The following is a 24,952-nucleotide window of genomic DNA, read 5'->3' on the forward strand; positions in this document are numbered from 1 at the left end:
CGACTGCCGTGCCATCCGCCTTTTGCCCCACCCCGAAGGTCATCACCGGCCCGCGACCGGCGCCGCCCCGGATCGGGGAGCGGCGCGGGCCATTATTCCGCCCCGGCATTCCACCCTGGACAAGCCTGTTAGCGCTCGTTAACCTGAAGGCGGACGTTAACGGTCACTAACTACTGCGGTACGGGCAAGGGGGCTCGACACGATGCAGCAGGCACCGGTGCTGGCGAGCGCGGCCGATCCCGCCTCCGAGGCCTGGAAGGCCAACGAGGCGGCGCATCACGCGCTCGCCGACGAGCTGCGTGAGCGGCTCGCCACGGCCAGGCTCGGCGGGGGTGAGAGGGCCCGCGCCCGGCATGTGGCGCGCGGCAAGCTGCTGCCCAGGGACCGGGTGGACACCCTGCTCGATCCGGGTTCCCCGTTCCTGGAGCTGGCCCCGCTGGCGGCCGAGGGGCTGTACGGGGGCGCCGCCCCGGCGGCCGGGGTGATCGCCGGGATCGGCCGGGTCAGCGGCCGGGAGTGCGTGATCGTCGCCAATGACGCGACCGTCAAGGGCGGCACGTACTACCCGATGACGGTGAAGAAGCACCTCCGCGCCCAGGAGGTGGCGCTGGAGAATCGTCTCCCCTGCCTCTATCTCGTCGACTCGGGCGGTGCCTTCCTGCCGATGCAGGACGAGGTCTTCCCCGACCGGGAGCACTTCGGGCGGATCTTCTACAACCAGGCCCGGATGTCGGGGGCCGGCATTCCGCAGATCGCCGCGGTGCTGGGCTCGTGCACGGCGGGCGGGGCGTACGTCCCCGCGATGAGCGACGAGGCCGTGATCGTCCGCAACCAGGGCACGATCTTCCTGGGCGGGCCGCCGCTGGTGAAGGCCGCGACCGGCGAGGTCGTGACCGCCGAGGAGCTGGGCGGCGGCGAGGTGCACTCCCGTACGTCGGGGGTGACCGACCATCTCGCCGAGGACGACGCGCACGCGCTGCGGATCGTGCGGAACATCGTGGCCACCCTGCCGGACCGGGGCGCGCTGCCGTGGTCCGTGCGGCCCGTCGACGAGCCGAAGGTCGACCCCGCGGGTCTGTACGGCGCCGTCCCGGTCGACTCCCGCACCCCGTACGACGTACGGGAGGTGATCGCCCGGGTCGTCGACGGCTCCCGGTTCGCCGAGTTCAAGGCCGAGTACGGGACGACGCTGATCACCGGCTTCGCCCACATCCACGGCCACCCCGTCGGCATCGTCGCCAACAACGGCATCCTGTTCTCCGAGTCGGCCCAGAAGGGCGCCCACTTCATCGAACTGTGCGACCAGCGCGGCATCCCGCTGGTCTTCCTGCAGAACATCTCCGGCTTCATGGTGGGCCGGGACTACGAGGCCGGCGGCATCGCCAAGCACGGCGCCAAGATGGTGACGGCGGTCGCCTGCACCCGTGTCCCGAAGCTGACCGTGGTGGTCGGCGGTTCGTACGGCGCGGGCAACTACTCCATGTGCGGCCGGGCCTACTCCCCCCGCTTCCTGTGGATGTGGCCCAACGCGAAGATCTCGGTCATGGGCGGCGAGCAGGCCGCGTCCGTCCTCGCGACGGTCAAGCGCGATCAGCTGGGCGACGACTGGAGCACGGCGGACGAGGAGGCCTTCAAGGCCCCGATCCGCGAGCAGTACGAGACGCAGGGCAACGCGTACTACGCCACGGCCCGGCTCTGGGACGACGGTGTGATCGACCCGCTGGAGACCCGGCAGGTGCTGGGACTCGCTCTGACCGCCTGCGCCAACGCCCCCTTGGGCGATGCCGGCTTCGGCGTCTTCCGGATGTGAGGAACAGATGACGATGTTCGACACGGTTCTGGTCGCCAACCGCGGCGAGATCGCGGTACGTGTCATCCGCACGCTGCGGGAGCTGGGCGTCCGCTCGGTCGCCGTCTTCAGCGACGCGGACGCGGACGCCCGGCACGTCCGGGAGGCCGACACGGCGGTACGGATCGGGCCCGCCCCGGCCGCCATGAGCTATCTGAGCGTGCCCGCGCTGCTGGACGCGGCCCGCCGCACCGGTGCGCAGGCGGTCCACCCGGGATACGGGTTCCTCGCCGAGAACGCGGGCTTCGCGCGGGCGTGCGCCGAGGCGGGGCTGGTCTTCATCGGCCCGCCCGCCTCCGCCATCACCCTGATGGGCGACAAGATCCGGGCCAAGGAGACGGTCGCGGCGGCCGGGGTTCCGGTGGTGCCCGGCTCGTCCGGGAGCGGGCTCACCGACGACCTGCTGGTCGACGCGGCCCGCGAGATCGGGATGCCGGTGCTGCTGAAGCCCTCGGCGGGCGGCGGCGGCAAGGGCATGCGGCTGGTGCGCGACGAGACCCTGCTCGGGGACGAGATCGCGGCCGCGCGGCGCGAGGCGCGGGCCTCGTTCGGCGACGACACCCTGCTGGTGGAGCGGTGGATCGACCGCCCGCGCCACATCGAGATCCAGGTGCTGGCCGACGCCCACGGCAACGTGGTCCACCTCGGCGAGCGCGAGTGCTCGCTCCAGCGCCGCCACCAGAAGATCATCGAGGAGGCGCCCTCGGTCCTGCTCGACGAGGAGACCCGGGCGGCGATGGGCGAGGCGGCCGTCCAGGCGGCCCGCTCCTGCGGCTACGTGGGCGCGGGCACGGTGGAGTTCATCGTCCCGGGCAACGACCCCGCCTCGTACTTCTTCATGGAGATGAACACCCGCCTCCAGGTCGAGCACCCGGTCACCGAGCTGATCACCGGCCTGGACCTGGTGGAGTGGCAGCTGAGGGTCGCGGCGGGCGAGCAACTCCCCTACGGCCAGCAGGACATCACCCTCACCGGCCATGCCGTCGAGGCCCGGGTCTGCGCCGAGGACCCGGCGCGCGGCTTCCTGCCCTCGGGCGGCACGGTCCTCGCACTGCACGAGCCGCAGGGCAACGGGGCGCGGACGGACTCCGGGCTCGCCGAGGGCGGCGAGGTCGGCAGCCTGTACGACCCGATGCTGTCGAAGGTCATCGCGTACGGTCCCGACCGCGCCACGGCCCTGCGCCGACTGCGGGCGGCGCTCGCGGACACGGTGATCCTCGGCGTCCCGACCAACGCGGGCTTCCTGCGCCGGCTGCTCGCCCACCCGGCGGTGGTGGCGGGCGATCTGGACACCGGCCTGGTGGAGCGCGAGGTGGACGGCCTGGTGCCGGAGGGCGTGCCCGAGGAGGTGTACGCGGCGGCGGCGCTGCTGCGGTCCACGGCCCCCGCCGCCTCCCCCGCCGGCTGGGTCGACCCGTTCTCGGTGGCGAGCGGCTGGCGGCTCGGCGGCACTCCGGCCCGCACGGTGCTCGGCTTCCGGCTGCCGGGCCACGACCCGGTGCAGGTCTCGCTGCGCTCCTGCCCGGCCGGTACGGAGCTGACGTTCGGCCATGTCGGTGAGGGCGCACAGCCGCCGGAGCCCGTGACGGGGGCGTGCGGTCCGCTGGCCCCGCTGCCGGGCGGCCGGGAGACGGCCAGGCTGGTGGAGGTCTCCGGGCCCCGCCTCTCGATCGAACTCGCCGGTGTCACCCACGCGTTCACCCACGCCCCCTCCCCGGACGGTGTGTGGCTGGGCCGGGACGGCGACAGCTGGCACGTACAGGATCACGACCCGGTGGCGGCGTCGCTGGCCGGCGCGGGCCGTTCCGGTGCGGACACCCTCGCCGCGCCCATGCCCGGGACGGTCACCGTGGTGAAGGTGGCGGTCGGGGACGAGGTCGCGGCCGGCCAGAGCCTGCTCGTCGTCGAGGCGATGAAGATGGAACACGTCATCTCCGCCCCGCACGCCGGGACCGTGACCGAACTGGACGTCAGCGCCGGTACCACGGTCGCCATGGACCAGGTCCTGGCCGTGGTCGCCCCCGTCGAGGCTCCCGGGGAGGAGGCATGACGACATCGCGCACCCTGCCCATGACCGTGCCGGCCCAGGATCTGCCCGCCCGGGTCCGCATCCACGAGGTCGGCGCCCGCGACGGGCTGCAGAACGAGAAGACCGTCGTACCGACCGCGGTGAAGGCGGAGTTCATCCACCGGCTGGCCGCCTCGGGCCTGACCACCGTCGAGGCGACCAGCTTCGTGCACCCCAAGTGGGTGCCCCAACTGGCCGACGCCGAGGACCTGTTCCCCCGTCTAGCCGACATCGACGGCGTCGCCCTGCCGGTCCTCGTACCGAACGAACGCGGCCTGGACCGGGCGCTGGCGCTCGGTGCCCGCCGGATCGCCGTGTTCGGCTCCGCGACCGAGACGTTCGCCGCCCGCAACCTCAATCGCACCGTCGACGAGTCGCTCGCCATGTTCGAGCCGGTCGTGGCACGCGCCAGGGCGGAGAAGGTGCATGTCCGCGGCTATCTGTCGATGTGCTTCGGCGACCCGTGGGAGGGGCCCGTCCCCGTCCACCAGGTCGTGCGGGTGGCCAGGGCGCTGATGGACCTCGGCTGCGACGAGCTCTCCCTCGGCGACACCATCGGCGTCGCCACACCCGGCCATGTGCAGGCCCTGCTCACCGGGCTGAACGAGGAGGGCGTGCCCACCGACACCATCGGCGTGCACTTCCACGACACGTACGGCCAGGCCCTCTCCAACACCCTCGCCGCGCTCCGGCACGGGGTGACCACGGTGGACGCCTCCGCGGGCGGCCTCGGCGGCTGCCCGTACGCGAAGAGCGCCACCGGAAACCTCGCCACCGAAGACCTCGTGTGGATGCTCCAGGGCCTCGGCATCGAAACCGGGGTCGATCTCGACGCGCTCACCGCCACCAGCGTGTGGCTCGCCGATCAACTGGGCCGACCCAGCCCGTCCCGTACCGTCCGCGCGCTCTCGGTGCGATAGACACCCGTCCCCACAAGGAGTGACCCCTGCCATGTCCCTGGACCACCGGCTGACCGCCGAGCACGAGGAACTGCGGCGCACCGTCGAGGAGTTCGCGCACGACGTCGTCGCGCCGAAGATCGGCGACTTCTACGAACGGCACGAGTTCCCGTACGAGATCGTGCGGGAGATGGGGCGGATGGGCCTGTTCGGGCTGCCGTTCCCGGAGGAGTACGGCGGCATGGGCGGCGACTACCTCGCCCTCGGGATCGCCCTGGAGGAGCTGGCCCGGGTCGACTCCTCCGTGGCGATCACGCTGGAGGCCGGGGTCTCGCTCGGCGCGATGCCCGTACACCGCTTCGGCACCGAGGAGCAGAAGCAGCGGTGGCTGCCGAGGCTCTGCTCGGGCGAGGCGCTCGGCGCGTTCGGCCTGACCGAGCCGGACTGCGGCTCGGACGCGGGCGGCACCCGGACGACGGCGGTGCGCGACGAGGCCACCGGCGAGTGGGTGATCAACGGCTCCAAGTGCTTCATCACCAACTCCGGTACGGACATCACGGAGCTGGTCACGGTGACGGCGGTCACCGGCCGCAAGGAGAACGGCGCCCCGCTCATCTCCTCGATCATCGTGCCGTCCGGCACCCCCGGTTTCACCGTCGCCGCCCCGTACTCCAAGGTCGGCTGGAACGCCTCGGACACCCGCGAGCTGTCCTTCACCGATGTCCGCGTCCCGCTGGAGAACCTGCTGGGCGAGGAGGGCCGTGGCTACGCCCAGTTCCTGCGCATCCTGGACGAGGGCCGGATCGCCATCTCCGCGCTGTCCACGGGCCTCGCGCAGGGCTGCGTCGACGAGTCGGTGAAGTACGCCGCCGAGCGCCATGCGTTCGGCAAGCCGATCGGCGCCAACCAGGCCATCCAGTTCAAGATCGCGGACATGGAGATGCGCGCCCACATGGCCCGCGTCGGCTGGCGCGACGCGGCCTCGCGCATGCTGGCGGGCGAGCCGTTCAAGAAGGAGGCGGCGATCGCGAAGCTGTACTCCTCGACGGTGGCGGTGGACAACGCCCGCGAGGCGACCCAGATCCACGGCGGCTACGGCTTCATGAACGAGTACCCGGTCGCCAGGATGTGGCGCGACTCCAAGATCCTGGAGATCGGCGAGGGCACGAGCGAGGTCCAGCGGATGCTGATCGCCCGTGAGCTGGGCCTCCCGGCCTGACCGGACGAGGCACGGGCCGGGCGGACGGGGCGGACGGGTGGCCGGCCGGCCCGGAACCGCCCGGCGATCCGCCCGGCCGCTCAGCCCGTGGCGGCGGGGCCGGCCGGCAGGTGGACGGTCATGATCAAGGCGCAGGGTTCGGTGCCCGCGCCCCGGTAGGCGTGCGGGGTGTCGCCGTCGAACGTGGCGGTCTGGCCCGCTTCGAGGGGGTGCTCGGTGCCGTCGACGACCAGGGTCATCCGGCCGGAGGTGACACTGACGGTCTCCACGACCCCGGCCTGATGGGGATGGCTGGGGTACTCCTCGCCCGGTTGCAGCCGCCAGCGCCAGAGCTCGACGGGGGCCGGCCCCGAGGTCGTCAGTACGAGCCGGGCCTCGCTGCCCTTCGCTCCGGTCCACAGCGGGGCCACGGCGTCGGCGGTCACGACGCGGACCCGCCCCTCGGGAGGCCCCTGCATCAGGGCGGAGACCGAGATGCCGAGGGTGTCGGCCAGCCGGACCAGGGTGGCCAGGTTGGGGTTGCCCTGGGCCTTCTCCAGCCCCACCAGGGCGCCCTTGCTGACCTGGGCGCGCCGGCTGAGCTCCTCCAGCGACAGGCCGGCGCGGGTGCGGGCCGCCCGGACATTGTGCGCGACCGTCCGCAGGGCTGCGGCCGTCTCGGCCACCTGATCACCATCCTTGCAAGTGGAACACTTCAATGCACCGTACGGTCGGTTGGTTGACACAACCCGGTCGGTCCGTTGTACGGTGCGGTCGTTCCATTGAATGGTAAGGGATGTGCTGTGCTTGCTCTGCTGCTCGCCCTGGGCAGCTCACTCGCCTACGGGTGCGCCGACTTCCTCGGCGGCCTCGGCGCCCGCAAGGCACACGTGCTGCGCACCGTGATGATCGCGGCGCCGGCCAGCCTCGCGGTCGAGCTGCTGCTGTGGCCGCTCCTCGGCGCCTCGTTCGGTGCCGGTGCCCTCGGCTGGGGGGCGGCGTCGGGGGTCGCCTCGGCCGCCGCGTTCGCCATGCTCTACCGGACCCTGGCGATCGGCCCGATGAACGTGCTCTCGCCCGTCACCGCGCTGGTCTCCGCCGCACTGCCGGTCGGCGTGGGGCTGACGCAGGGCGAGCACCTGGGCGCCGCCGGGCTGGTGGGCCTGCCGCTCGCGCTGGCGGCGGTGGTGCTGGTCAGCGCCGGACGCGGCGCGGAGATGGCACGCCCTTCCCGTACCGCGTTGCTGCTGGCCTTCGGCGCGGGCACCGCCATCGCGCTCCAGCTGGTCTTCCTGCACCAGGCACCGTCCGACAGCGGGGTGGCCCCGCTGATCGTGGGCCGGGCGGTCTCCTCGGCCATCACCCTGGCCGCGGCGGGGCTGCTGCACCGCAGGCTGGGCTCCGAGCGGCCCGCGTACGCGATGTCGGCGACCGCGGGCATGCTGGACTCCCTGGCGAACCTGATGTTCCTGCTCGCCGCCCGCAGCGGGGACCTCACCGTCGTCGCCGTGATCACCGCCCTCTACCCCGCGGGTACGGTCCTGCTCGCCCGGAGCGTGCTCGCCGAACGCATCCACCGCGGCCAGCTCGTCGGCCTGGGCACCGCCGCCGTCGCCGTCGGCCTCCTCGCCCTGACCTGACCCGGGCACACCGCCCACCGCCTCACCTCAACCCGCCGCACCAAGGAATCCGCCATGCCCTCCTTCCACCTCTCCCCCGCCGTCGCCGAAGCCTTCCCCGACACCCTCGTCGCCCTGGTCACCGCCACCGGCCTGCGCGGCCACGAGCCCTGGCCCGACACCGCCGCCGCCCTGGCGGACCTGGAACAGCGGCTCGCCGACGGAAGCTGGCAGCCCGCCGACGAGACCGACCCCCGGATCGAGGCCTGGCACACCGCCTACCGCTCCTTCGGCACCAACCCGCGCCGGATCCGCCCCAGCGTCGACGCGCTCGGCCGCCGCCTCGCCAAGAAGGGCACCCTGCCGCGCATCAACCCGGCCGTCGACTCCTACAACGTCGTCTCCGTCCGCAACGGCCTGCCCGCCGGGGCCTTCGACCTGGACCGGGTCACCGGCGAGGTCGTCATCCGCCGGGCGGACGGCACCGAGTCCTTCACCCCGCTCGGCGAACCGGACACCGTCGAGAACCCGAAGCCCGGCGAGATCGTCTACGCGGACACCACCGATGTCCTGACCCGCCACTGGAACCACCGGGATGCCCACCGCACCCGCGTCACCGAGGACTCCACCCGCGTCGCCTTCCTCCTCGAAACCCTCCACGCCGCCCGCGACGGCCGGCTCCTCACCGCCGCGGCCGGGGAGTTGCGGGACCTGCTCGCCCCGCACGCCGAACGGACCGCGGTGCACCACCTCGGCCCGGCGCAGCCCCGGGTCACCGTCTGACCTGCCGGGCGGGCCCGCTTGCGTCAGTAGCGGTGACAGGGCCAGTGCGGGTCCTCCCAGCGGGCAGGGCCGGTGAGGCCGATGAGCCGTATCCGGTGGAGCAGTTCGTCGGGTGCGCCGTGGGCGACGAGGCGGGGCCGGGCGTGGTCCAGCACCCAGGCCGTCAGTTCGGCGTACTTCTCGCCCTCGTCGTCCCAGACGCCCCAGGCGTCCCAGGGGAGTTTGTCGCCGAGGAGGTGGTACTCCCAGTGGTCGACGGCCTCGGCGAGGTGCCGGGTGGCCGTGGTGCCGGTCTGCGCCTCCCAGTGGGTGAGCCACGGGGTGAGCGTGCCGGATGCCTCGACGACCAGGGCGAGGAGTTCGTGGGCCGGGACGGCCGGGGCCGGGTCGGTGAGCGTGTGGGACCACCAGGCGTGGAGGAACTCCTTTACCGCCGCGGCCTGTTCGTCGGGCCACTGCTGCCAGTGGCCACGGTCGAACGCACGGCCGATCTCCTCCGGGCCGAGGAAGGGTTCGACGCGTCCCGCGACGAGGGACCGGGCGAACTGAGGGAGTATCCGGCGCAGCACCGACGCGTGGTCGCTCCAGTCGGGAGCCCGCCAGGTGCGCTGCAGGAGATCGTGGTCCAGCTCGACGTCCGGGGCCTTGAGCCGGGCGAGCTCCTCGGCGCTGCCCCAGTGGCACTCGCAGTTGTGCTCGTCGGGGTGGGCGGTCATTCCGCGGAAGGTGCTCGTGAGGCCGTCCAGTGCGGCGTCGAGGCGACGGCGGGCGGGATGCGGCAGGGAGTACGTCATGGACGTTCGCCTTCGGGGCTCCGGAGGCTGACGCCGTCCGAAGGTCGCCACCTTACCGGGAGGGGCCGCCGGCGCGGCCGGCCGGCCCGGCACGAAGATCCGGGCCGGCTCCGTCAAGCGGCTACGTCAACCGGCGCCGGTGCGACGCCGGTTGACGGATGGTGCTGCCCACGATGCCGTCGGCCCGTGTGCCGCCCGGACCGGAGACCCGCTCGTTCTCCGCAGCCACGGGCACGGGGCATCGTCGTGCGAGCCACCGGTCAGGCCTTGACCGCGACCTGTTCCACAGCGGCATCGGCGTCGGCCTCCACGCGGCGCGCGGCCGGGATGGCGGCGGCGATCACCGCCGCGACCAGGGCGACGCCGCAGCCGACCAGGAGTCCGGTACGGAAGCCGCTCTCGGAGGTGAGGGTGTGGCCGCCCATGGTGACGGTCATCTGCGAGAGGACCACGCCGATCACCGCGGCGCCGATCGACGTGCCGAGGGAGCGCATGAGCGTGTTGAAGCCGTTGGCGGCGGCGGTCTCGGACAGCGGGACCGAGCCCATGATCAGCGCGGGCATCGCACCGTACGCCAGGCCGACACCGCTGCTGGTCACCATGGAGACCACCATCAGGCCCCATGCGGAGCCCATGAGCACCAGCGCCAGGCCGTAACCGGCCGCGATGACCAGGATGCCGCAGACCAGGGTGAACTTCGGGCCCCGGGCGTCGACGAGCTTTCCGCCGAGCGGGGAGACGATCATCATCATGATCCCACCGGGCGCCAGCCACAGGCCCGCCGCGAGCATCGACTGGCCCAGGCCGTAGCCGGTGGCGGAGGGGAACTGAAGGAGCTGCGGCGCGATCAGCATGCTGGCGTACATGCCGAAGCCGACGAAGACGGAGGCGAGGTTGGTCATCAGCACCCGGGGACGCGCGGTGGTGCGCAGGTCCACCAGCGGGTCCCGGGTACGCAGCTCCCACAGGCCCCAGGCGAGCAGCACCACGACGGCGCCGGCGAACAGGCCGAGCGTGGTGGCCGAGCCCCAGCCCCAGTCGGCACCCTTGGAGACCGCGAGCAGCAGGCAGACCAGACCCGCCCCGAGGCCGAGCGCGCCGAGCAGGTCGAACCGCTGGCCCTTGGCGCCGGCCGGCACGTCGGGGATCAGGAACCAGATCAGCGCCGCGACCACGGTGGCGAGGCCGGCCGAGCCCCAGAACAGCACCCGCCAGTCCGTGTACTGGGCGACCGCCGCGGCGATCGGCAGGCCGAGTGCGCCGCCGATGCCCATGGAGGCGCTGACCAGCGCGATGGAGGAGCTGAGCTTCTCCGCCGGGACCACGTCACGCAGCAGGGCGATGCCGAGCGGCAGCACACCCATGCCCATGCCCTGCAGACCGCGGCCGACGATCATGGGGACGACGGACGAGGAGAGCGCACACACCACCGAGCCGACTATCAGCGGCACGGAGCACACGAGAAGCATCCGGCGCTTGCCGACCATGTCGCCCAGACGTCCGGAGACGGGCACGCAGACGGCGGACACCAGCAGGGTGACGGTGATCACCCATGCCGCGTTCGAGGGGGTGGTGCTCAGGATCTGCGGCAGCTCCGCGATGAGCGGGGTGACCAGGGTCTGCATGATCGCCGCCGTGACACCGGCGATGGCCAGTGTGGCGACGACGCCGCCGGTGCGGGTTGATGGCTGGGGGGCACCCATCCGGGACTCCTCGGGTGTGTATCGGAAGAAGAGTATGCATCATACATACTTTATGTATCAGGCACGTTATATGTACCTTGCACGGGCCTGTGGGAGAATGGAAGCCCACATTCGGAAACACGCCGGGACGCCCGGACGACAGCAGGAGGCGGCAGGCGCATGACCAGGCCCACCCACGAGGTCGAGTACGAGCAGATGCTCCTCAGCCGCCACGGCCTCCTGCAGAACAAGGGCGGCCGTCGCAAGGACGGCCTGATGGACCACAGCGCCTACATCCTGCTCAGCCGTGTCCGTATCCAGGGTCCGATGTCGATCGGTGAGCTCAGCGACGCCTTCGGGCTCGACGCCTCCACCCTCAACCGGCAGACCGCGGCGGCCATGCGCGCCGGACTCGTGGAACGCATCCCGGACCCCGAGGGCGGCATGGCCCGCAAGTTCCGGATCACCGACGAGGGCGCCCGCATGCTCGACGCGGAACGCGAGGGCCTGGTCCGCTCGCTGGAGCGGGTCATGGCCAACTGGTCGGACGAGGACATCTCCGGCTTCGCCGCCTATCTGAGGCGCTTCAACACCGACATCGAGCGCCTGGGCGGCCGCCCCTGGCCCCGCCCCTGACGGTTCGCGGTCCGCCCGGTCCGCACTGCGGCCGGGCCGGCAATCCGTTCGACAGCGTGCCGCGCCACGCGGCAGAGTCCGCCCATGAAGCCACAGCACTGGCCCCTTTACGGGCTCCGCCTCCGCACGCCCCGACTGGAACTGCGCCTCCCCAACCTGGAGTTGCTGGACGAGCTCGCGTCGGTCGCCGCCGACGGGGTGCACGCGCCGGACGAGATGCCGTTCACGGTGCCCTGGACCGCCGTACCGCCCGCGGAACGCGGCAAGGTGGTGTTCCAGCACGTACTGTCCACCGTCGCCGACTGGTCGGTACGGGACTGGGCGCTGAGCCTGGCCGTGCTGTGCGAGGGCCGGGTGGTCGGGCGGCAGGACCTGATGGCGAGGGACTTCGCCGTGACCGGCCAGGTCAGCACCGGGTCGTGGCTGGGCCTCGCCCACCAGGGCCGGGGCATCGGCACCGAGATGCGGGCCGCCGTCCTGCATCTCGCCTTCGCCGGTCTCGGGGCCCGGACCGCGGTGTCGGCCGCGATGACCGACAACCCGCGTTCGCTGGGCGTCTCGCACCGGCTCGGCTATCTGCCGGACGGCACCACCGTCGCCGCCGTACGGGGAGCGCCGGCCGTCCTGCGCCGGCTGCGGATGGACCGGGCGCGCTGGGAGGAGTGCCGGAGCATCGAGGTCACCGTCGAGGGACTCGACGGCTGCCGGACGGAGTTCGGGGCATGACGCTGCTGGTGCACACCTTCGTCTACGACGAGCCGGGGAAGCTGCGGCTGCTCGACGACCCCGAGGACGGCGGCGACATGGCCGGGTTCGAGAGCAGCCGGACCAGGCTCTGGGGCTCGGAGCTCGCCCGTGCGCTCGGGGCCCGGTTCCTTCCCGAGCTGGCCGCCGACGACCTCTACGTACAGCCGGAGGACATCGAGGAGTTCCTCGCCGAGTGCGAGCTGCTGAGCGGGCACACGGCGGAGCTCGGCGCGCACAGCGGCTACCGGGAGGACTACGTGGCGGCCCGGCTCGCCAACATCACCCGGGCCGCGCTGCGGGCCCGGTCGGTGGGCGGCGGGGTCCTGGTCTGGTGACCGGAGGCGGCGGCCGGGGACGAGCGCGGGCACCGGGCCCGTCCGGCGGCCCGGGACGCGCGGTCGCCGGACGGGCCCGGTCGGCTCACTCGGCGGCCCAGGGGACCTCCGGTGCCCGGTAGTAGTGGACGCCGAGCGCCGAGAGCCTCGGCCCCTGTGCGCCCAGCCGCACCTTGTACGTGTCCCAGTCGTGCGTGGCCGCCGGTGACCAGCCGAGCTCCGCGACCCCGGGGAGCCGGGGGAACGCCATCTGCTCGATCTCGTCACTGTCGGTCAGGGTCTCCGACCAGAGCGGCGCCTCGACGCCGAGCACCGAGTCCTCCGGGACCCCGGCCAGGTACGTCGCCGGGTCCCAGTCGTAGGAGCGCCGCACCGGGACGTAGCCGGCCCAGGCCAGGCCCAGCTCGGTGTCCTTGTCGTACTTCATGTCGAGGTAGCTGCGGTCGGCCGGGGACAGCACCAGCTTCGTGCCGTTCGCGGCGGCGTCCGCGACCTGCTCGCGCTCGGCGGCGCCCGTCCTGTCGTACCCCCAGTACTGGGCGACCGCCCCCTTCACCGGCGTGCCCCCGGTCAGCTGGTGCCAGCCGATCACGGTCTTGCCGTACTTGCCGACGACGGCCTGCGCCTTGTCCATGAAGGCCACATAGTCCTCATGGCTGGTGGAGTGCGCCTCGTCGCCGCCGATGTGGAGGTACTTGCCGGGGGTGAGCGCGGCGAGTTCACGGACCACGTCGTCCACGAAGTCGTACGTGACCGCCTTCGGGACGCAGAGCGAGCTGAAGCCGACACTGGTGCCGGTGTACAGCGGCGGCGCGACCCCGTCGCAGTTCAGCTCCGCGTACGAGGCGAGTGCGGCGTTGGTGTGGCCGGGCAGGTCGATCTCCGGCACGACCTCCAGGTAGCGGGAGGCCGCGTAACGGACGATCTCCCGGTAGTCGCTCTTCGTGTAGTGGCCGCCGGGGCCGCCGCCGACCTCCGTCTGCCCGCCGTACGTGGCGAGCCGCGGCCAGGAGTCGATGGCGATCCGCCAGCCCTGGTCGTCGGAGAGATGCAGATGGAGCTTGTTCATCTTGTAGAGGGCGAGCTGGTCGATGTAGCGCTTGACCTCGGCGACGGAGAAGAAGTGCCGGGAGACGTCGAGCATCGCGCTGCGGTACGCGTAGCGCGGCGTGTCCGTGACCGTGCCGCCCGCGACCGTCCACGGACCCTTCTGGATGCTCCTCTTCTCCACGTCGGCCGGGAGCAGTTGACGGAGCGTCTGGACACCGTGGAAGAGCCCCGCGGGGCCGCGGGCGGTGATGGTGACGGAGCCCCGGCCGGACTTCAGGCGGTAGCCCTCGGCGCCCAGCGCGCCGTTGCCGGGGTCGAGGCGCAGCCGGATGCCGTTGCCCGCATCGCCGGTGACGGGCAGCGGGTATCCGGTGGACGGGCGCAGCACGCCCGCGAGGTAGTCGCCGACCCTGCGGGCCTCGCCGGAGCCGTCGACGCGGATCCTGGTGTCCGCGGTGATGGTGTACGGGGAGCCGCCGGGCTTCGCCTCGGCGGGGGCGGGCACGATCTGGCCGAGCGGGCGGGGCGCGGCGGCCGGGCCGCTGTTCGCCGCCGCTCCTCCCGGTGCCGCGCCGACACCGGAGATCCCGGCCGCCGTGACGAGCAGCAGCGAGCCGAGGAGGCGGGGCAGTGCGGTGCGCTGTGTCCTGTGCAGTCTCACGAGCCGGATCCCTTTCGACGGGTTCACACCTGTGGGTCTCCTGAGCAACCGAACCATCACCATGCGTATCGTGCGCCTCACGGATGGTCAAGGTGTAGACCACTCCCCCGTTCCGCGGCTGAGAGAATCTGCCGCATGGCGGAAATAATCCAGCGCGACGGGACCTGGACCTTCGACGGCGAAGCGGTGCGGATCGTGCCGGGCCGGGGCAAGGGCATCCATCCACTCCGGCAGGAGCTGGGCGAATGCGTGGTCCCGCTGCGGGCGTTGGCGGGCATCTCCTTCGAACCGGACCGCAAGGGCGGCCGGCTGCGACTGCGGCTGCGCGATGGCGCGTGCCCCGTCCTGCGCGCGGCTGGCGGCCGACTCAAGGGCGCCTCGGACCCGTACCAGCTGGCCGTGGAGAAGGACCGCAACGGGGTGGCGGAGTACTTCGTCGACGAGGTGCGCGGCGCGCTGCTGGTCGAGCAGGTGCCGACCGGCGCGGTGGACGGCTTCCTGCTGCCGGGGCCGGCGGTGCCGGTCGCCGGCGGCGGCGGGGACGGCACGGCCTCGTTCGACGGGGAGACCGTCCGTCTCACCTGGAACTGGAAGGCCGGTGAGGCCAAGGTCTCGGGCGGTCCGGTCGCGTTCCCGGTGTCGGAGGTGACCGACGTGCGGTGGCTGCCCTCCATCGGCCTGGAGAACGGGCACCTGACCTTCGTACGCGGCGGGGGCCCGGTCCCGGCGCCCGAGCACGACCCGTACTCGCTGGATCTGTGGGGACTGTCCAAGAAGGAGTACACGGCGGTCCTGGTCGCGGCGGCGGTCCTGGTCCGGCTGCCCGGCACACCGGGCCCGGCTCCCGCGCCCGCGCCTGCCGGGATCGCGGCCCCGGCAGCGGCCACTCCCCCCGCACCGGCCGACGACGATCACGACGTGCTGCTGCGCCGACTGCACGAGCTGGGGGAACTGCACCGGTCCGGGGTCCTCACCGACGACGAGTTCACCGCCGCCAAGCAGGCCGTCCTCAAGCGCCTGTAGGCGGTCGAGACCGCAATCACATCCGAGCCTGCCCGATATCGGGCAGAATTGTTGCGTAAGCGCCCCGACCGCCGCAATATCAACGAGTGCTCGAACGCCGCCCGTCGCATGACGACCTCATCGACCACCTGGTGCGCAGCACCGCGCTCCAGCGCGGTGAAGCCGCCCGGGTGATCCTCGATGTGCTGGCGTACTTCGACGAGACGACCGACGACTTCGTCCGCCGCCGCCACCGCGAACTGCAGTCCGGCGGCCTGGTCAACGCGGAGATCTTCGAGCGGATCGCGGCCGAGCTGCCGCACCGCGCGGTCGCGCCGCCGGAGCTCTCGCTCCGCCAGCTGCGCCGCATCGTCTACGGCTGAGCAACGGGCACCACAGGTACGTCGATGGAGGGGCAGAGACTTTATGTGCGGAATCGTCGGATATATCGGGAAGCGTGATGTGGCTCCGCTGCTGCTGGAAGGGCTGCAGCGGCTGGAGTACCGGGGTTACGACTCCGCGGGCATCGTCATCACCGGCAAGGCGTCGGCCGGGAAGCCCGCCACCCTGCGGATGGTGAAGGCGAAGGGCCGGGTCCGCGAGCTGGAGGCCCGCGTCCCCAAGCGTTTCACCGGCACCACCGGTATCGCCCACACCCGCTGGGCCACCCACGGCGCCCCGAGCGACGAGAACGCGCACCCGCACCTGGACGCCGGGAACAAGGTCGCCGTCGTCCACAACGGCATCATCGACAACGCCTCCGAGCTCCGTGCGAAGCTCGTCGCCGACGGTGTCGTCTTCCTCTCCGAGACCGACACCGAGGTGCTGGTCCACCTGATCGCCCGTGCCCAGGCGGACACCCTGGAGGAGAAGGTCCGCGAGGCGCTGCGCTCCATCGAGGGCACCTACGGCATCGCGGTCATGCACGCCGACTTCAACGACCGCATCGTGGTCGCCCGCAACGGCTCCCCGGTGGTGCTCGGCATCGGCGAGAAGGAGATGTTCGTCGCCTCGGACGTCGCCGCGCTGGTCGCCCACACCCGCCAGGTGGTCACCCTGGACGACGGCGAGATGGCCACCCTCAAGGCCGACGACTTCCGTACGTACACCACGGAGGGCTCGTCCACGACGGCCACGCCGACCACTGTGGAGTGGGAGGCCGAGTCGTACGACATGGGCGGCCACGACACGTACATGCACAAGGAGATCTCCGAGCAGGCCGACGCCGTCGACCGGGTGCTGCGCGGCCGGATCGACGACCGTTTCGCCACCGTGCACCTGGGCGGCCTCAACCTGGACGCCCGGGAGGCGCGCGGCGTCCGCCGGATCAAGATCCTGGGCTGCGGCACCTCGTACCACGCGGGCCAGATCGGCGCCCAGCTGATCGAGGAGCTCGCCCGCATCCCCGCGGACGCCGAGCCGGCCTCCGAGTTCCGCTACCGCAACCCGGTCGTCGACCCGGACACGCTGTACGTCGCGGTCTCCCAGTCCGGCGAGACGTACGACGTGCTGGCCGCCGTCCAGGAGCTCAAGCGCAAGGGCGCCCGGGTGCTCGGCGTCGTCAACGTGGTGGGTTCGGCGATCGCCCGGGAGGCGGACGGCGGTACGTACGTCCACGCCGGCCCCGAGGTCTGCGTCGTCTCCACCAAGTGCTTCACCAACACGGTCGTCGCGTTCGCGCTGCTCGCCCTGCACCTGGGCCGGATCCGGGACCTGTCGGTCGCCGACGGCAAGCGGATCATCGAGGGGCTGCGCAGGCTGCCCGCCCAGATCAGCGAGATCCTGGCGAACGAGGACGAGATCAAGAAGATGGCGGCCGAGTACGCGGACGCCAAGTCGATGATGTTCATCGGCCGGGTGCGCGGCTACCCCGTCGCCCGGGAGGCCTCGCTCAAGCTCAAGGAGGTCTCGTACATCCACGCGGAGGCGTACCCGGCCTCCGAGCTGAAGCACGGGCCACTGGCGCTGATCGAGCCCGCGATGCCGACGGTCGCGATCGTGCCGGACGACGACCTGCTGGAGAAGAACCGCGCCGCGATGGAGGAGATCAAGGCCCGCAGCGGCCGCATCCTCGCCGTCGCCCACCAGGTGCAGGAGAAGGCCGACCACACCATCGTCGTACCGAAGAACGAGAACGAGCTGGACCCGATCCTGATGGGCATCCCGCTCCAGCTCTTCGCGTACCACACGGCGCTGGCCATGGGCCGTGACATCGACAAGCCGCGCAACCTGGCGAAGTCCGTCACCGTCGAGTAGGCCCGTCCACGGGGCCGCCCCGGCGCGCGAAACGCTGTACCGCGTGCGCGGGGCGGCCCCGAAACAGCCGACGAGTGCATGAATTGCCGGTTTACGCGGGCGAGTTGACGCCATGTCGAACGAGAGCCGGCCCAGGGCCTGTCCGGCGGATCAGGGGATGACGACGACGGGGCGCTGCGCACGCCGGGCGAGGCGCCCCGCCACCGAACCGAAGATGCGGCCGACGATGCCGTGCGTGGAGCCGACGACGATGGCGTCGGCCGAGTACTCCCGGCCGACCTCCTCCAGCTCGTGACAGATGTCCCCGCCCCGCTCGACGAGCACCCAGGGCACCTCGGAGAGGTAGTCCGCGCAGGCGAGCTCCAGGCCGAGCACCTCGGTGCGGTGGTCGGGCACATCCACGAAGACGGGCGGCTCGCAGCCTGCCCAGACCGTGGTCGGCAGCCGGTTGGCGACATGGACGATGATCAGGCCGGAACCCGATCTTCGGGCCATCCCGATGGCATAGGCGAGAGCGCGTTCGCTGGAGGTCGAGCCGTCGAAGCCGACGACGACCCCGTGGCGGAACGCGGGATCGCAGGAGTGGCGTGTTTCTTCGACCGCCTGCGGGTCCGACATGGGGTCGGCTACCTGCTTGCGGTCGGCGGGTTCGGGGATTTCGTGACCGGCCATCGGTGTCTCGGCGAAGAGAGTCCTCGTGAGGAGAGCGACGTGGGGAAGGTGCGTCGGCGGGCGGTGTTGCGGTGTCCGGGAATCATCTTCCCAACCCCTTACCCCCAAGGGTACGGCGCCACTCCTCCACCGCCCAGACCCGCGCAAAGCGCGTGCGACGTTTCACGGAGCATGCCCGAGGCTGACCCGTATGGCAATGCCGCTTGTGCCGTACACCGACGCAGCGGGCCCGGACGGCTGCCCTCGGTGACCGGACCGAGCCCGGTCCGCCGCCCCTCCGGACCGTGAGCGCGGCCCCGCACCCCCGGGGCGGCCGCGGAGTGGATCACCGGTCCGTCACCGACCGCCGGGCCGGCATCCGGACCTCTCGGCCCCCCGGAGTCACACCGCGCCCGCTCCGGACCGTCCGCCCCGTTCTCGGCGCCCTCCCGGCCGGGGTCCGACACCGGCCCGTCGGGCGGAATCCGGTCGCTGCGGGTTGCCATCACGCCGTTCCGTACGATCAGCCGTCCGACCTGCCCAGGGGGCGCAAAGAAGCGGTTGATCACCCGGGTTGTGCGCCGGTTCAATGACTGAATCACGTATGCACAACCATCTATTTTCAGCCAACTTCATACCCGTGCCCATTCCTTGCCGAAATGGCCGATCAACCCCCTTGTCACCAGGCAGGAAGAGACCGCGCGGTACGCTTCCACCCAACGGGGACGGGCCATGAACGCACGACGCACTTCCCTGCACGCTCTCCGGATGAAACGCTTCGTGATCGAATGCATCCCGCCAAGTTGCCTTGTCGACATAACGCCGGTTGGTGAACTTGTCACGCCGGCACCACGGGACGCAGTAGATTCGATCTTGGGTATCGAAGTCTGGGGAACTCGTGCAGGACCGAGGGGAACAGTGCAGGTGCGACAGGCCCGTAAGGACCAGGGAGACGCGAACACCGAGGGGGGCTTAGCGTCATGAGCCAGGACTCCGCCGCCGTTACGGAGGCCGTACGGAAGCTCAGTGGCCGTCGACGACGAGAAGTCGTCGCCGTGCTGCTGTTCAGCGGCGGCCCCATCTTCGAGAGTTCGATCCCGCTCTCCGTGTTCGGAATCGACCGCCAGGACGCGGGAGTTCCGCGCTACCGACTCCTCGTCTGCGGCGGGGAGGAAGGGCCGCTGCGGACCACCGGGGGACTCGAACTCACCGCGCCCTACGGGCTGGAGGCGATCAGCAGGGCCGGCACCGTCGTGGTGCCCGCCTGGCGTTCGATCACCTCGCCGCCGCCCGCCGAGGCGCTGGAGGCGCTGCGCCGCGCCCACGAGGAGGGCGCACGCATCGTCGGTCTGTGCACCGGCGCGTTCGTGCTCGCCGCCGCCGGCCTGCTGGACGGCCGCCCGGCGACCACACACTGGATGTACGCACCGACGCTGGCCAAGCGCTACCCGTCGGTCCACGTCGATCCGCGTGAGCTGTTCGTCGACGACGGCGATGTGCTCACCTCCGCCGGGACGGCGGCGGGGATCGATCTCTGTCTGCACATAGTCCGCACGGACCACGGCACGGAGGCCGCCGGGGCACTGGCCCGCCGGCTCGTCGTGCCGCCGCGGCGCAGTGGCGGTCAGGAGCGCTACCTCGACAGGTCTTTACCTGAGGAGATCGGCTCCGACCCGCTCGCCGAGGTCGTGGCCTGGGCGCTGGAGCACCTCCACGAGCAGTTCGACGTGGAGACGCTGGCCGCGCGCGCGTACATGAGCAGGCGGACCTTCGACCGCAGGTTCCGTTCGCTCACCGGCAGCGCACCGCTCCAGTGGCTGATCACCCAGCGGGTGCTGCAGGCGCAGCGGCTGCTGGAGACGTCCGAGTACTCGGTCGACGAGGTGGCGGGCCGCTGCGGCTTCCGCTCGCCGGTCGCGCTGCGCGGACACTTCCGGCGTCAGCTGGGCTCCTCCCCCGCCGCGTACCGGGCCGCCTACCGGGCCCGCCGTCCGCAGAGCGGTGGCGCGGAGCCCGTGGCCACGGTGACCGAGCCCGTCGTGCCCGCCCAGGGCAACGCGGCGATCCGGCGTGCCGCTGCCGCGGCGACCCCGCCGGGACCGCATGTCATCACGTCGTCGACGACCGGCCCGGTCCAGTCGGAGCAGGGGAAACCCGGCCCCGACGCGTACACGACCGGACGCCCGACCCTGCCGGGGCAACGGAGTGCCCCGTAGGGTGGGGCCATGAACGATCGCATGGTGTGGATCGACTGCGAGATGACCGGGCTCTCGTTGACGGAAGACGCACTCATCGAGGTGGCCGCGCTGGTCACCGACTCGGAGCTGAACGTGCTCGGTGAAGGGGTGGACATCGTGATCCGCCCGCCGGACGCGGCCCTGGAGACCATGCCCGAGGTGGTGCGGCAGATGCACACCGCCTCGGGCCTCCTCGACGAGCTGGCCGGGGGCACCACCCTGGCCGACGCCGAGGCCCAGGTGCTGAACTACGTCCGCGAGCATGTGAAGGAGCCCGGCAAGGCCCCGCTCTGCGGGAACTCCGTCTCCACCGACCGCGGTTTCCTGGCGCGGGACATGGCGGCCCTGGAGGGCTACCTCCACTACCGGATCGTCGATGTCTCCTCGATCAAGGAGCTGGCGCGCCGCTGGTACCCGCGGGCGTACTTCAACAGTCCGGCCAAGAACGGCAACCACCGGGCGCTCGCGGACATCCGTGACTCGATCACCGAGCTGCGCTACTACCGCGAGGCGGTCTTCGTACCGCAGCCCGGCCCGGACTCGGAGCGCGCGAAGACCATCGCGGCGCACGTCGCGCCGCCCGCGCCGTAGGACCTTGTGAAGCCGCTGGTCATAGCCCTTTCGGGGGGTGGGGCCGGCGGCTGAACAACTGGGGAGCGAGCACCCTCTCGGACCCTGTACACTTTTTCTCGGCCGGTCAGAAAAAGACCGGGCATGGTGGGTATAGCTCAGATGGTAGAGCACCTGGTTGTGGTCCAGGATGTCGCGGGTTCGAGTCCCGTTACTCACCCTGAAGGGAAGGGCCCCGGTCTTCGGACCGGGGCCCTTCCCGTGTCTGAGCCCTCCTCAGCGGGCGGCCGTGTGACGGCCGTCACGACGAGTCGCGGACGACCAGTTCGGTGGGGAGCACGATCTGCGGGCGCTCCTGGTTCTCGCTCGCGATCTCCTTGAGCAGTACGCGGGCCATGGTGCGGCCCATCTCCTCGATCGGCTGGCGCACGCTGGTGAGGGCCGGGTCCATGTGGCGGGCCACCGCCGAGTCGTCGAAGCCGATGAGGGCCACGTCGTCCGGGATGCGCCGGCCGGCCTCGCGCAGCACCTGGCGGGCGCCCGCGGCCATCACGTCGGACGCGGCGAAGACCGCGTCGACGTCGGGGCGGCGGGCGAGCAGCTCGCGCATGGCTTGCGCACCGCCCTCCTCGGTGAAGTCGGCCGGGGCGATCAGCCGCTCGTCCGCTTCGAGACCGGCCCGGCTCAGCGCCTCGCGGTAGCCGTCGAGGCGGCGCTGCGCGCCGTAGACGTCCCGGGGCCCGGTGATCGTGGCGATGGCGCGGCGCCCCCCGGAGACGAGATGGCCGACCGCGGCGCCGGCGCCGGCGAAGTTGTCGGAGTCGACCGAGGCGAGCGTCTCGGAGGACCGTCTGCGGCCGCTCATCACGGCCGGCATGCCGAGCTGCTCCAGCAGGTCCGGCAGCGGGTCGTCGGCGTGGACCGAGACCAGCAGCACCCCGTCGACGCGGTGCGCGGTCAGGTACTGGGCCAGCCGGCGGCGCTCGCGGTCGTTGCCGACGAGGGTGAGCAGCAGCTGCATGTCGGTGTCGGCGAGCGCCGCGCCGACACCGCGGACGATGTCGGAGAAGTACGGCTCGGCGAAGAAGCGGGTCTCCGGCTCGGGCACCACCAGGGCGATCGCGTCCGTGCGGTTCGCGGCGAGCGCGCGGGCCGCGCGATTGGGTACGTAGCCCAGCTCGGCGACGGCCGCCTCCACCGCCTCGCGGGTGTGCGCGCTGACCCGTGGTGAGCCGTTGATGACCCGTGAGGCCGTGCCTCGCCCCACCCCTGCCCGTGCCGCGACCTCTTCGAGCGTGGGCCGGCCACCGCTCCGTACTCGCGCTGCCGTCATGGCTGCCTCCCGTTCGCGGTCAATTTCTCACAGCCGGATGGGCAAACCCAAGCGTGGGGGAACGCCGGGGACCCGGCCGCGGGCGGCCGGGTCCGGGTGGTGAAGCGTTCGGTCAGCCGAGGCCGGCGGCCGGGGACGCGGCCGGGGGCAGGGCGTGCCGACGGATGACGTCGGCGTACCAGTGGGCGCTCGCCTTGGGGACGCGGCGCTGGGTGGCGTAGTCGACGTAGACGGCGCCGAAGCGCTTGGAGTATCCGTACGCCCACTCGAAGTTGTCCATCAGGGACCAGAGGAAGTAGCCGCGGACGTCCACCCCGTCGGCCGCGGCCCGCCGGATGGCGTCGAGGTGGCCGTGCAGGTACTCGATGCGCTCGGGGTCCGCCACCCGTCCCTCGGGCGAGACGTAGTCGTCGAAGGCGGCGCCGTTCTCGGTGACCATGAGCGGCAGGCCGGGGTGGGCGCGGGAGACGTCGGTGAGCAGCTCGTACAGCCCGTCGGGGTCGATCGCCCAGTTCATCGCGGTGCGCTTGCGGCCCTCGGCGAGGTGGAAGGCGACGTGCTCGGAGCCGGGCCACGGGGAGTGGTCGCTGTTGCCGTGTCCGTCGTCGCGGGAGTCGCCGGTGCCGTCGGCCGGGGTGGAGACCAGGGTGGGTGTGTAGTAGTTCACGCCCAGGAGGTCGACCGGGCTGGAGATGGCGGCCAGGTCGCCGTCCTGGACCAGCTGTCCCCAGTCCACCAGGTGCCCGGTGTCGGCGATCAGGTCCTCCGGGTACGCGCCGCGCAGCATCGGACCGGTGAAGACCCGGTTGCCCACCGCGTCGATCCGGCGGGCGGCGTCCGCGTCGGCCTCGCCGCCGGTCAGCGGGCGGACGTGGTGGAGGTTGAGGGTGACCGAGATCTGCGCGGTGGCGGGGAGACGGTCGCGCAGGATCCCGGTCGCCCGGCCGTGGGCGAGGTTGAGGTGGTGGGCGGCGCGGAGCGCGGCGGCGGGCTCGGTGCGGCCGGGGGCGTGCACGCCGGAGCCGTAGCCGAGGAAGGCCGAGCACCACGGCTCGTTGAGGGTGGTCCAGGTGCCGACGCGGTCGCCGAGGGCTCCGGCCATGATGTCGGCGTAGTCGGCGAAGCGTTCGGCGGTCTCCCGCTGGGGCCAGCCGCCCGCGTCCTCCAGGTCCTGGGGCAGGTCCCAGTGGTAGAGGGTGGCGACGGGTGCGATGCCCGCTTCGAGGAGCTCGTCGACGAGCCTGCGGTAGAAGTCCAGGCCGCGTTCGACGGCGGGGCCGCGGCCGGTGGGCTGCACCCGGGGCCAGGAGACGGAGAAGCGGTAGGCCGTCAGGCCGAGTTGCTTCATCAGCGCCACGTCGTCGCGGTAGCGGTGGTAGTGGTCGGCGGCGATGTCTCCGGTGTCACCGTTTCGGACCTTGCCCGGAGTGCGGCTGAAGGTGTCCCAGATGGACGGGGTGCGGCCGTCCTCGGCCGCGGCGCCCTCGATCTGGTAGGCGGCCGTGGCCGCGCCCCAGACGAAGCCGGGCGGGAATTCCGTTGCCTCGGGTGCGGCCTTCGGGGCGGTTTCGGGTCGTACGGCAGTCATGCGGGAGCGCTCCCAGGGGTGGTCGGACAGGGACGGGCAGGAGAGAAGCGGGTGACGCGGTGTCAGCCCTTGACGGCGCCGGACATGATCCCGCCGACGATCCGCTTGCCGAAGATCACGAACACCACGAGCAGCGGCAGCGTGCTGATCAGCGCGCCGGCCATCACGATGCTCTGGTCGGGGGTGTACGAGGCGCTCAGCTGGCCGAGGGCCACCTGGAGCGTGGGGTTCTGCTGGTTGAGGGCGAGGTAGGGCCAGAAGAAGTCGTTCCACGCCTGCACGAAGGTGAGCATCCCCAGCACCATCATGGCGGGGCGGGCCACCGGCAGGACCACGCTGCGCACGATGCGGAAGTTGTTCGCACCGTCGATCCTGGCGGCCTCGATGAGTTCGTAAGGCAGCGCCTCGCTCAGGTACTGCCGCATGAAGAACACCCCGAAGGCGCTCACCAGGGTCGGGAAGATCACCGACTCCAGCTGCCCGCCCCAGCCGATGTCGGACATCATCATGAAGAGCGGGACGACACTGAGCTGCGGCGGGATCGTGAGGGTGGCGATGACGCCGGTCATCAGCGCGCCGCGGCCCCTGAACCGCATCTTGGCGAAGGCGTAGCCGGCCAGGGTGCAGAAGAAGAGCGTCGCCGCCGTGATGCAGCCGGCGACGAGGAAGCTGTTGACGATCGCCTTGCCGAGGTGTGCCTGGTTCCAGGCCGCGTCGAGGTTGTGCATCAGTCGCCCGCCGGGCAGGAACGGCGGTGTGGTGGCGAGGACTTCGTCCTGGGTGTGGGACGCGGCCACCAGCGTCCAGTAGAGCGGCAGCAGCGAGCCGATGCCGACGACGGCCAGGGCGATGTAGGCGAACGGGCCGCCCTGCAACTGCTTGCCCGCGCCCGGCCTGAACCTGCTCGGGCGGCCCGTGTCCCGTCGGCGGGCGGGCGGGACGGCGGCTTCCGGGGCTTCGGCGGTACTGGTCATGGTCATGGAATTCGCTCCCG

Annotated in this window: 22 protein-coding genes and 1 tRNA gene; 15 read left to right on the plus strand and 8 right to left on the minus strand. The window is 71.8% G+C overall.

Annotated elements, in window-relative coordinates; translation table 11 throughout:
* The first annotated feature begins 202 nt into the window (after positions 1 to 202).
* Genes AB0D53_RS19330 through AB0D53_RS19345 form a run of 4 tightly spaced genes read left to right on the plus strand, consistent with a single transcriptional unit; the run spans position 203 to position 6,035 of the window.
* Positions 203 to 1,810 carry a carboxyl transferase domain-containing protein gene (locus AB0D53_RS19330; protein WP_266418906.1) on the plus strand — a complete coding sequence of 536 codons (1,608 nt, stop codon included), beginning with the start codon at positions 203 to 205 and terminating at the stop codon, positions 1,808 to 1,810.
* A gap of 13 nt (positions 1,811 to 1,823) precedes the next feature.
* On the plus strand, positions 1,824 to 3,899 hold the full coding sequence (locus AB0D53_RS19335; protein WP_362448242.1) for a biotin carboxylase N-terminal domain-containing protein: 2,076 nt from the start codon (positions 1,824 to 1,826) through the stop codon (positions 3,897 to 3,899).
* Positions 3,896 to 4,837, plus strand: a complete 942-nt coding sequence (locus tag AB0D53_RS19340) for a hydroxymethylglutaryl-CoA lyase (protein WP_362447831.1) — start codon at positions 3,896 to 3,898, stop codon at positions 4,835 to 4,837. Before AB0D53_RS19335 ends, AB0D53_RS19340 begins: the two co-directional genes overlap by 4 nt.
* Positions 4,838 to 4,868: 31 nt before the next feature.
* Entirely contained in the window at positions 4,869 to 6,035 is a 1,167-nt protein-coding gene (locus AB0D53_RS19345; protein ID WP_362447834.1) for an acyl-CoA dehydrogenase family protein, read from the plus strand.
* A gap of 80 nt (positions 6,036 to 6,115) precedes the next feature.
* Here the strand turns inward: AB0D53_RS19345 and AB0D53_RS19350 are convergent, their stop codons facing one another.
* Positions 6,116 to 6,700, minus strand: a complete 585-nt coding sequence (locus AB0D53_RS19350; RefSeq protein ID WP_362447837.1) for an XRE family transcriptional regulator — start codon at positions 6,698 to 6,700, stop codon at positions 6,116 to 6,118.
* A 117-nt stretch (positions 6,701 to 6,817) separates the two neighbouring features.
* Here AB0D53_RS19350 and AB0D53_RS19355 point away from each other — a divergent pair, with 117 nt between their 5' ends.
* Positions 6,818 to 7,654: an EamA family transporter gene (locus AB0D53_RS19355; protein WP_362447840.1), complete on the plus strand. Its 837-nt coding sequence runs from the start codon at positions 6,818 to 6,820 to the stop codon at positions 7,652 to 7,654.
* A gap of 54 nt (positions 7,655 to 7,708) precedes the next feature.
* Positions 7,709 to 8,416, plus strand: a complete 708-nt coding sequence (locus tag AB0D53_RS19360) for a phenylalanine--tRNA ligase beta subunit-related protein (RefSeq protein ID WP_362447843.1) — start codon at positions 7,709 to 7,711, stop codon at positions 8,414 to 8,416.
* A gap of 23 nt (positions 8,417 to 8,439) precedes the next feature.
* Here the strand turns inward: AB0D53_RS19360 and AB0D53_RS19365 are convergent, their stop codons facing one another.
* Together AB0D53_RS19365 and AB0D53_RS19370 are read right to left on the minus strand one after the other, a co-directional pair.
* Positions 8,440 to 9,210, minus strand: a complete 771-nt coding sequence (locus AB0D53_RS19365) for a hypothetical protein (RefSeq protein WP_362447846.1) — start codon at positions 9,208 to 9,210, stop codon at positions 8,440 to 8,442.
* 260 nt (positions 9,211 to 9,470) lie between these two features.
* A complete protein-coding gene (locus AB0D53_RS19370) occupies positions 9,471 to 10,913 on the minus strand; it encodes an MFS transporter (protein WP_362447849.1) in 1,443 nt (480 codons plus the stop codon).
* Between the two features lie 159 nt (positions 10,914 to 11,072).
* On the opposite strand from AB0D53_RS19370, the gene AB0D53_RS19375 reads away from it, so the two are divergent.
* The 3 genes from AB0D53_RS19375 to AB0D53_RS19385 all read left to right on the plus strand — a co-directional run bounded on the left by AB0D53_RS19375 (position 11,073) and on the right by AB0D53_RS19385 (position 12,610).
* A complete protein-coding gene (locus tag AB0D53_RS19375) occupies positions 11,073 to 11,528 on the plus strand; it encodes a MarR family transcriptional regulator (RefSeq protein ID WP_072489137.1) in 456 nt (151 codons plus the stop codon).
* An 84-nt stretch (positions 11,529 to 11,612) separates the two neighbouring features.
* A complete protein-coding gene (locus AB0D53_RS19380) occupies positions 11,613 to 12,254 on the plus strand; it encodes a GNAT family protein (protein ID WP_362447853.1) in 642 nt (213 codons plus the stop codon).
* Positions 12,251 to 12,610, plus strand: coding sequence for a hypothetical protein (locus AB0D53_RS19385; protein ID WP_362447856.1), 360 nt, complete (start codon positions 12,251 to 12,253; stop codon positions 12,608 to 12,610). The genes AB0D53_RS19380 and AB0D53_RS19385 overlap by 4 nt, the downstream gene beginning before the upstream one ends.
* Positions 12,611 to 12,695: 85 nt before the next feature.
* On the opposite strand, the gene AB0D53_RS19390 is transcribed toward AB0D53_RS19385, so the two are convergent.
* A complete protein-coding gene (locus AB0D53_RS19390; protein ID WP_362447863.1) occupies positions 12,696 to 14,321 on the minus strand; it encodes a beta-N-acetylhexosaminidase in 1,626 nt (541 codons plus the stop codon).
* Positions 14,322 to 14,456: 135 nt separating this feature from the next.
* On the opposite strand from AB0D53_RS19390, the gene AB0D53_RS19395 reads away from it, so the two are divergent.
* The 3 genes from AB0D53_RS19395 to glmS all read left to right on the plus strand — a co-directional run bounded on the left by AB0D53_RS19395 (position 14,457) and on the right by glmS (position 17,579).
* The gene (locus tag AB0D53_RS19395; RefSeq protein WP_362447866.1) at positions 14,457 to 15,344 is read left to right on the plus strand and encodes a DUF4429 domain-containing protein; all 888 of its coding nucleotides are present in this window, start codon (positions 14,457 to 14,459) and stop codon (positions 15,342 to 15,344) included.
* Positions 15,345 to 15,430: 86 nt separating this feature from the next.
* Positions 15,431 to 15,706 (plus strand): hypothetical protein, encoded by a 276-nt coding sequence (locus AB0D53_RS19400; protein WP_072489218.1) that lies wholly within the window; start codon positions 15,431 to 15,433, stop codon positions 15,704 to 15,706.
* 43 nt (positions 15,707 to 15,749) lie between these two features.
* Positions 15,750 to 17,579 (plus strand): glutamine--fructose-6-phosphate transaminase (isomerizing), encoded by a 1,830-nt coding sequence (gene glmS, locus AB0D53_RS19405; protein ID WP_362447869.1) that lies wholly within the window; start codon positions 15,750 to 15,752, stop codon positions 17,577 to 17,579.
* Positions 17,580 to 17,729: 150 nt separating this feature from the next.
* Here glmS and AB0D53_RS19410 read toward each other — a convergent pair whose 3' ends face one another.
* Complete coding sequence (locus tag AB0D53_RS19410; RefSeq protein WP_072489220.1) at positions 17,730 to 18,251, minus strand: universal stress protein; 522 nt, start codon at positions 18,249 to 18,251, stop codon at positions 17,730 to 17,732.
* A 959-nt stretch (positions 18,252 to 19,210) separates the two neighbouring features.
* Here AB0D53_RS19410 and AB0D53_RS19415 point away from each other — a divergent pair.
* The 3 genes from AB0D53_RS19415 to AB0D53_RS19425 all read left to right on the plus strand — a co-directional run bounded on the left by AB0D53_RS19415 (position 19,211) and on the right by AB0D53_RS19425 (position 21,257).
* Entirely contained in the window at positions 19,211 to 20,446 is a 1,236-nt protein-coding gene (locus AB0D53_RS19415; protein WP_362447873.1) for a helix-turn-helix domain-containing protein, read from the plus strand.
* Between the two features lie 9 nt (positions 20,447 to 20,455).
* The gene (gene orn / locus AB0D53_RS19420) at positions 20,456 to 21,058 is read left to right on the plus strand and encodes an oligoribonuclease (protein WP_362447876.1); all 603 of its coding nucleotides are present in this window, start codon (positions 20,456 to 20,458) and stop codon (positions 21,056 to 21,058) included.
* Between the two features lie 126 nt (positions 21,059 to 21,184).
* A tRNA-His gene (locus tag AB0D53_RS19425) sits at positions 21,185 to 21,257 on the plus strand.
* Between the two features lie 81 nt (positions 21,258 to 21,338).
* Here the strand turns inward: AB0D53_RS19425 and AB0D53_RS19430 are convergent.
* From AB0D53_RS19430 to AB0D53_RS19440, 3 genes are all read right to left on the minus strand, one after another.
* Positions 21,339 to 22,370 carry a LacI family DNA-binding transcriptional regulator gene (locus AB0D53_RS19430; RefSeq protein ID WP_362447879.1) on the minus strand — a complete coding sequence of 344 codons (1,032 nt, stop codon included), beginning with the start codon at positions 22,368 to 22,370 and terminating at the stop codon, positions 21,339 to 21,341.
* A 112-nt stretch (positions 22,371 to 22,482) separates the two neighbouring features.
* Positions 22,483 to 23,958 (minus strand): GH1 family beta-glucosidase, encoded by a 1,476-nt coding sequence (locus tag AB0D53_RS19435; protein ID WP_362447882.1) that lies wholly within the window; start codon positions 23,956 to 23,958, stop codon positions 22,483 to 22,485.
* Between the two features lie 62 nt (positions 23,959 to 24,020).
* The gene (locus tag AB0D53_RS19440; protein WP_362447885.1) at positions 24,021 to 24,938 is read right to left on the minus strand and encodes a carbohydrate ABC transporter permease; all 918 of its coding nucleotides are present in this window, start codon (positions 24,936 to 24,938) and stop codon (positions 24,021 to 24,023) included.
* Between the last annotated feature and the right edge of the window lie 14 nt (positions 24,939 to 24,952).

The organism is Streptomyces sp. NPDC048295, assembly GCF_040652135.1.
GTDB lineage: Bacteria > Actinomycetota > Actinomycetes > Streptomycetales > Streptomycetaceae > Streptomyces.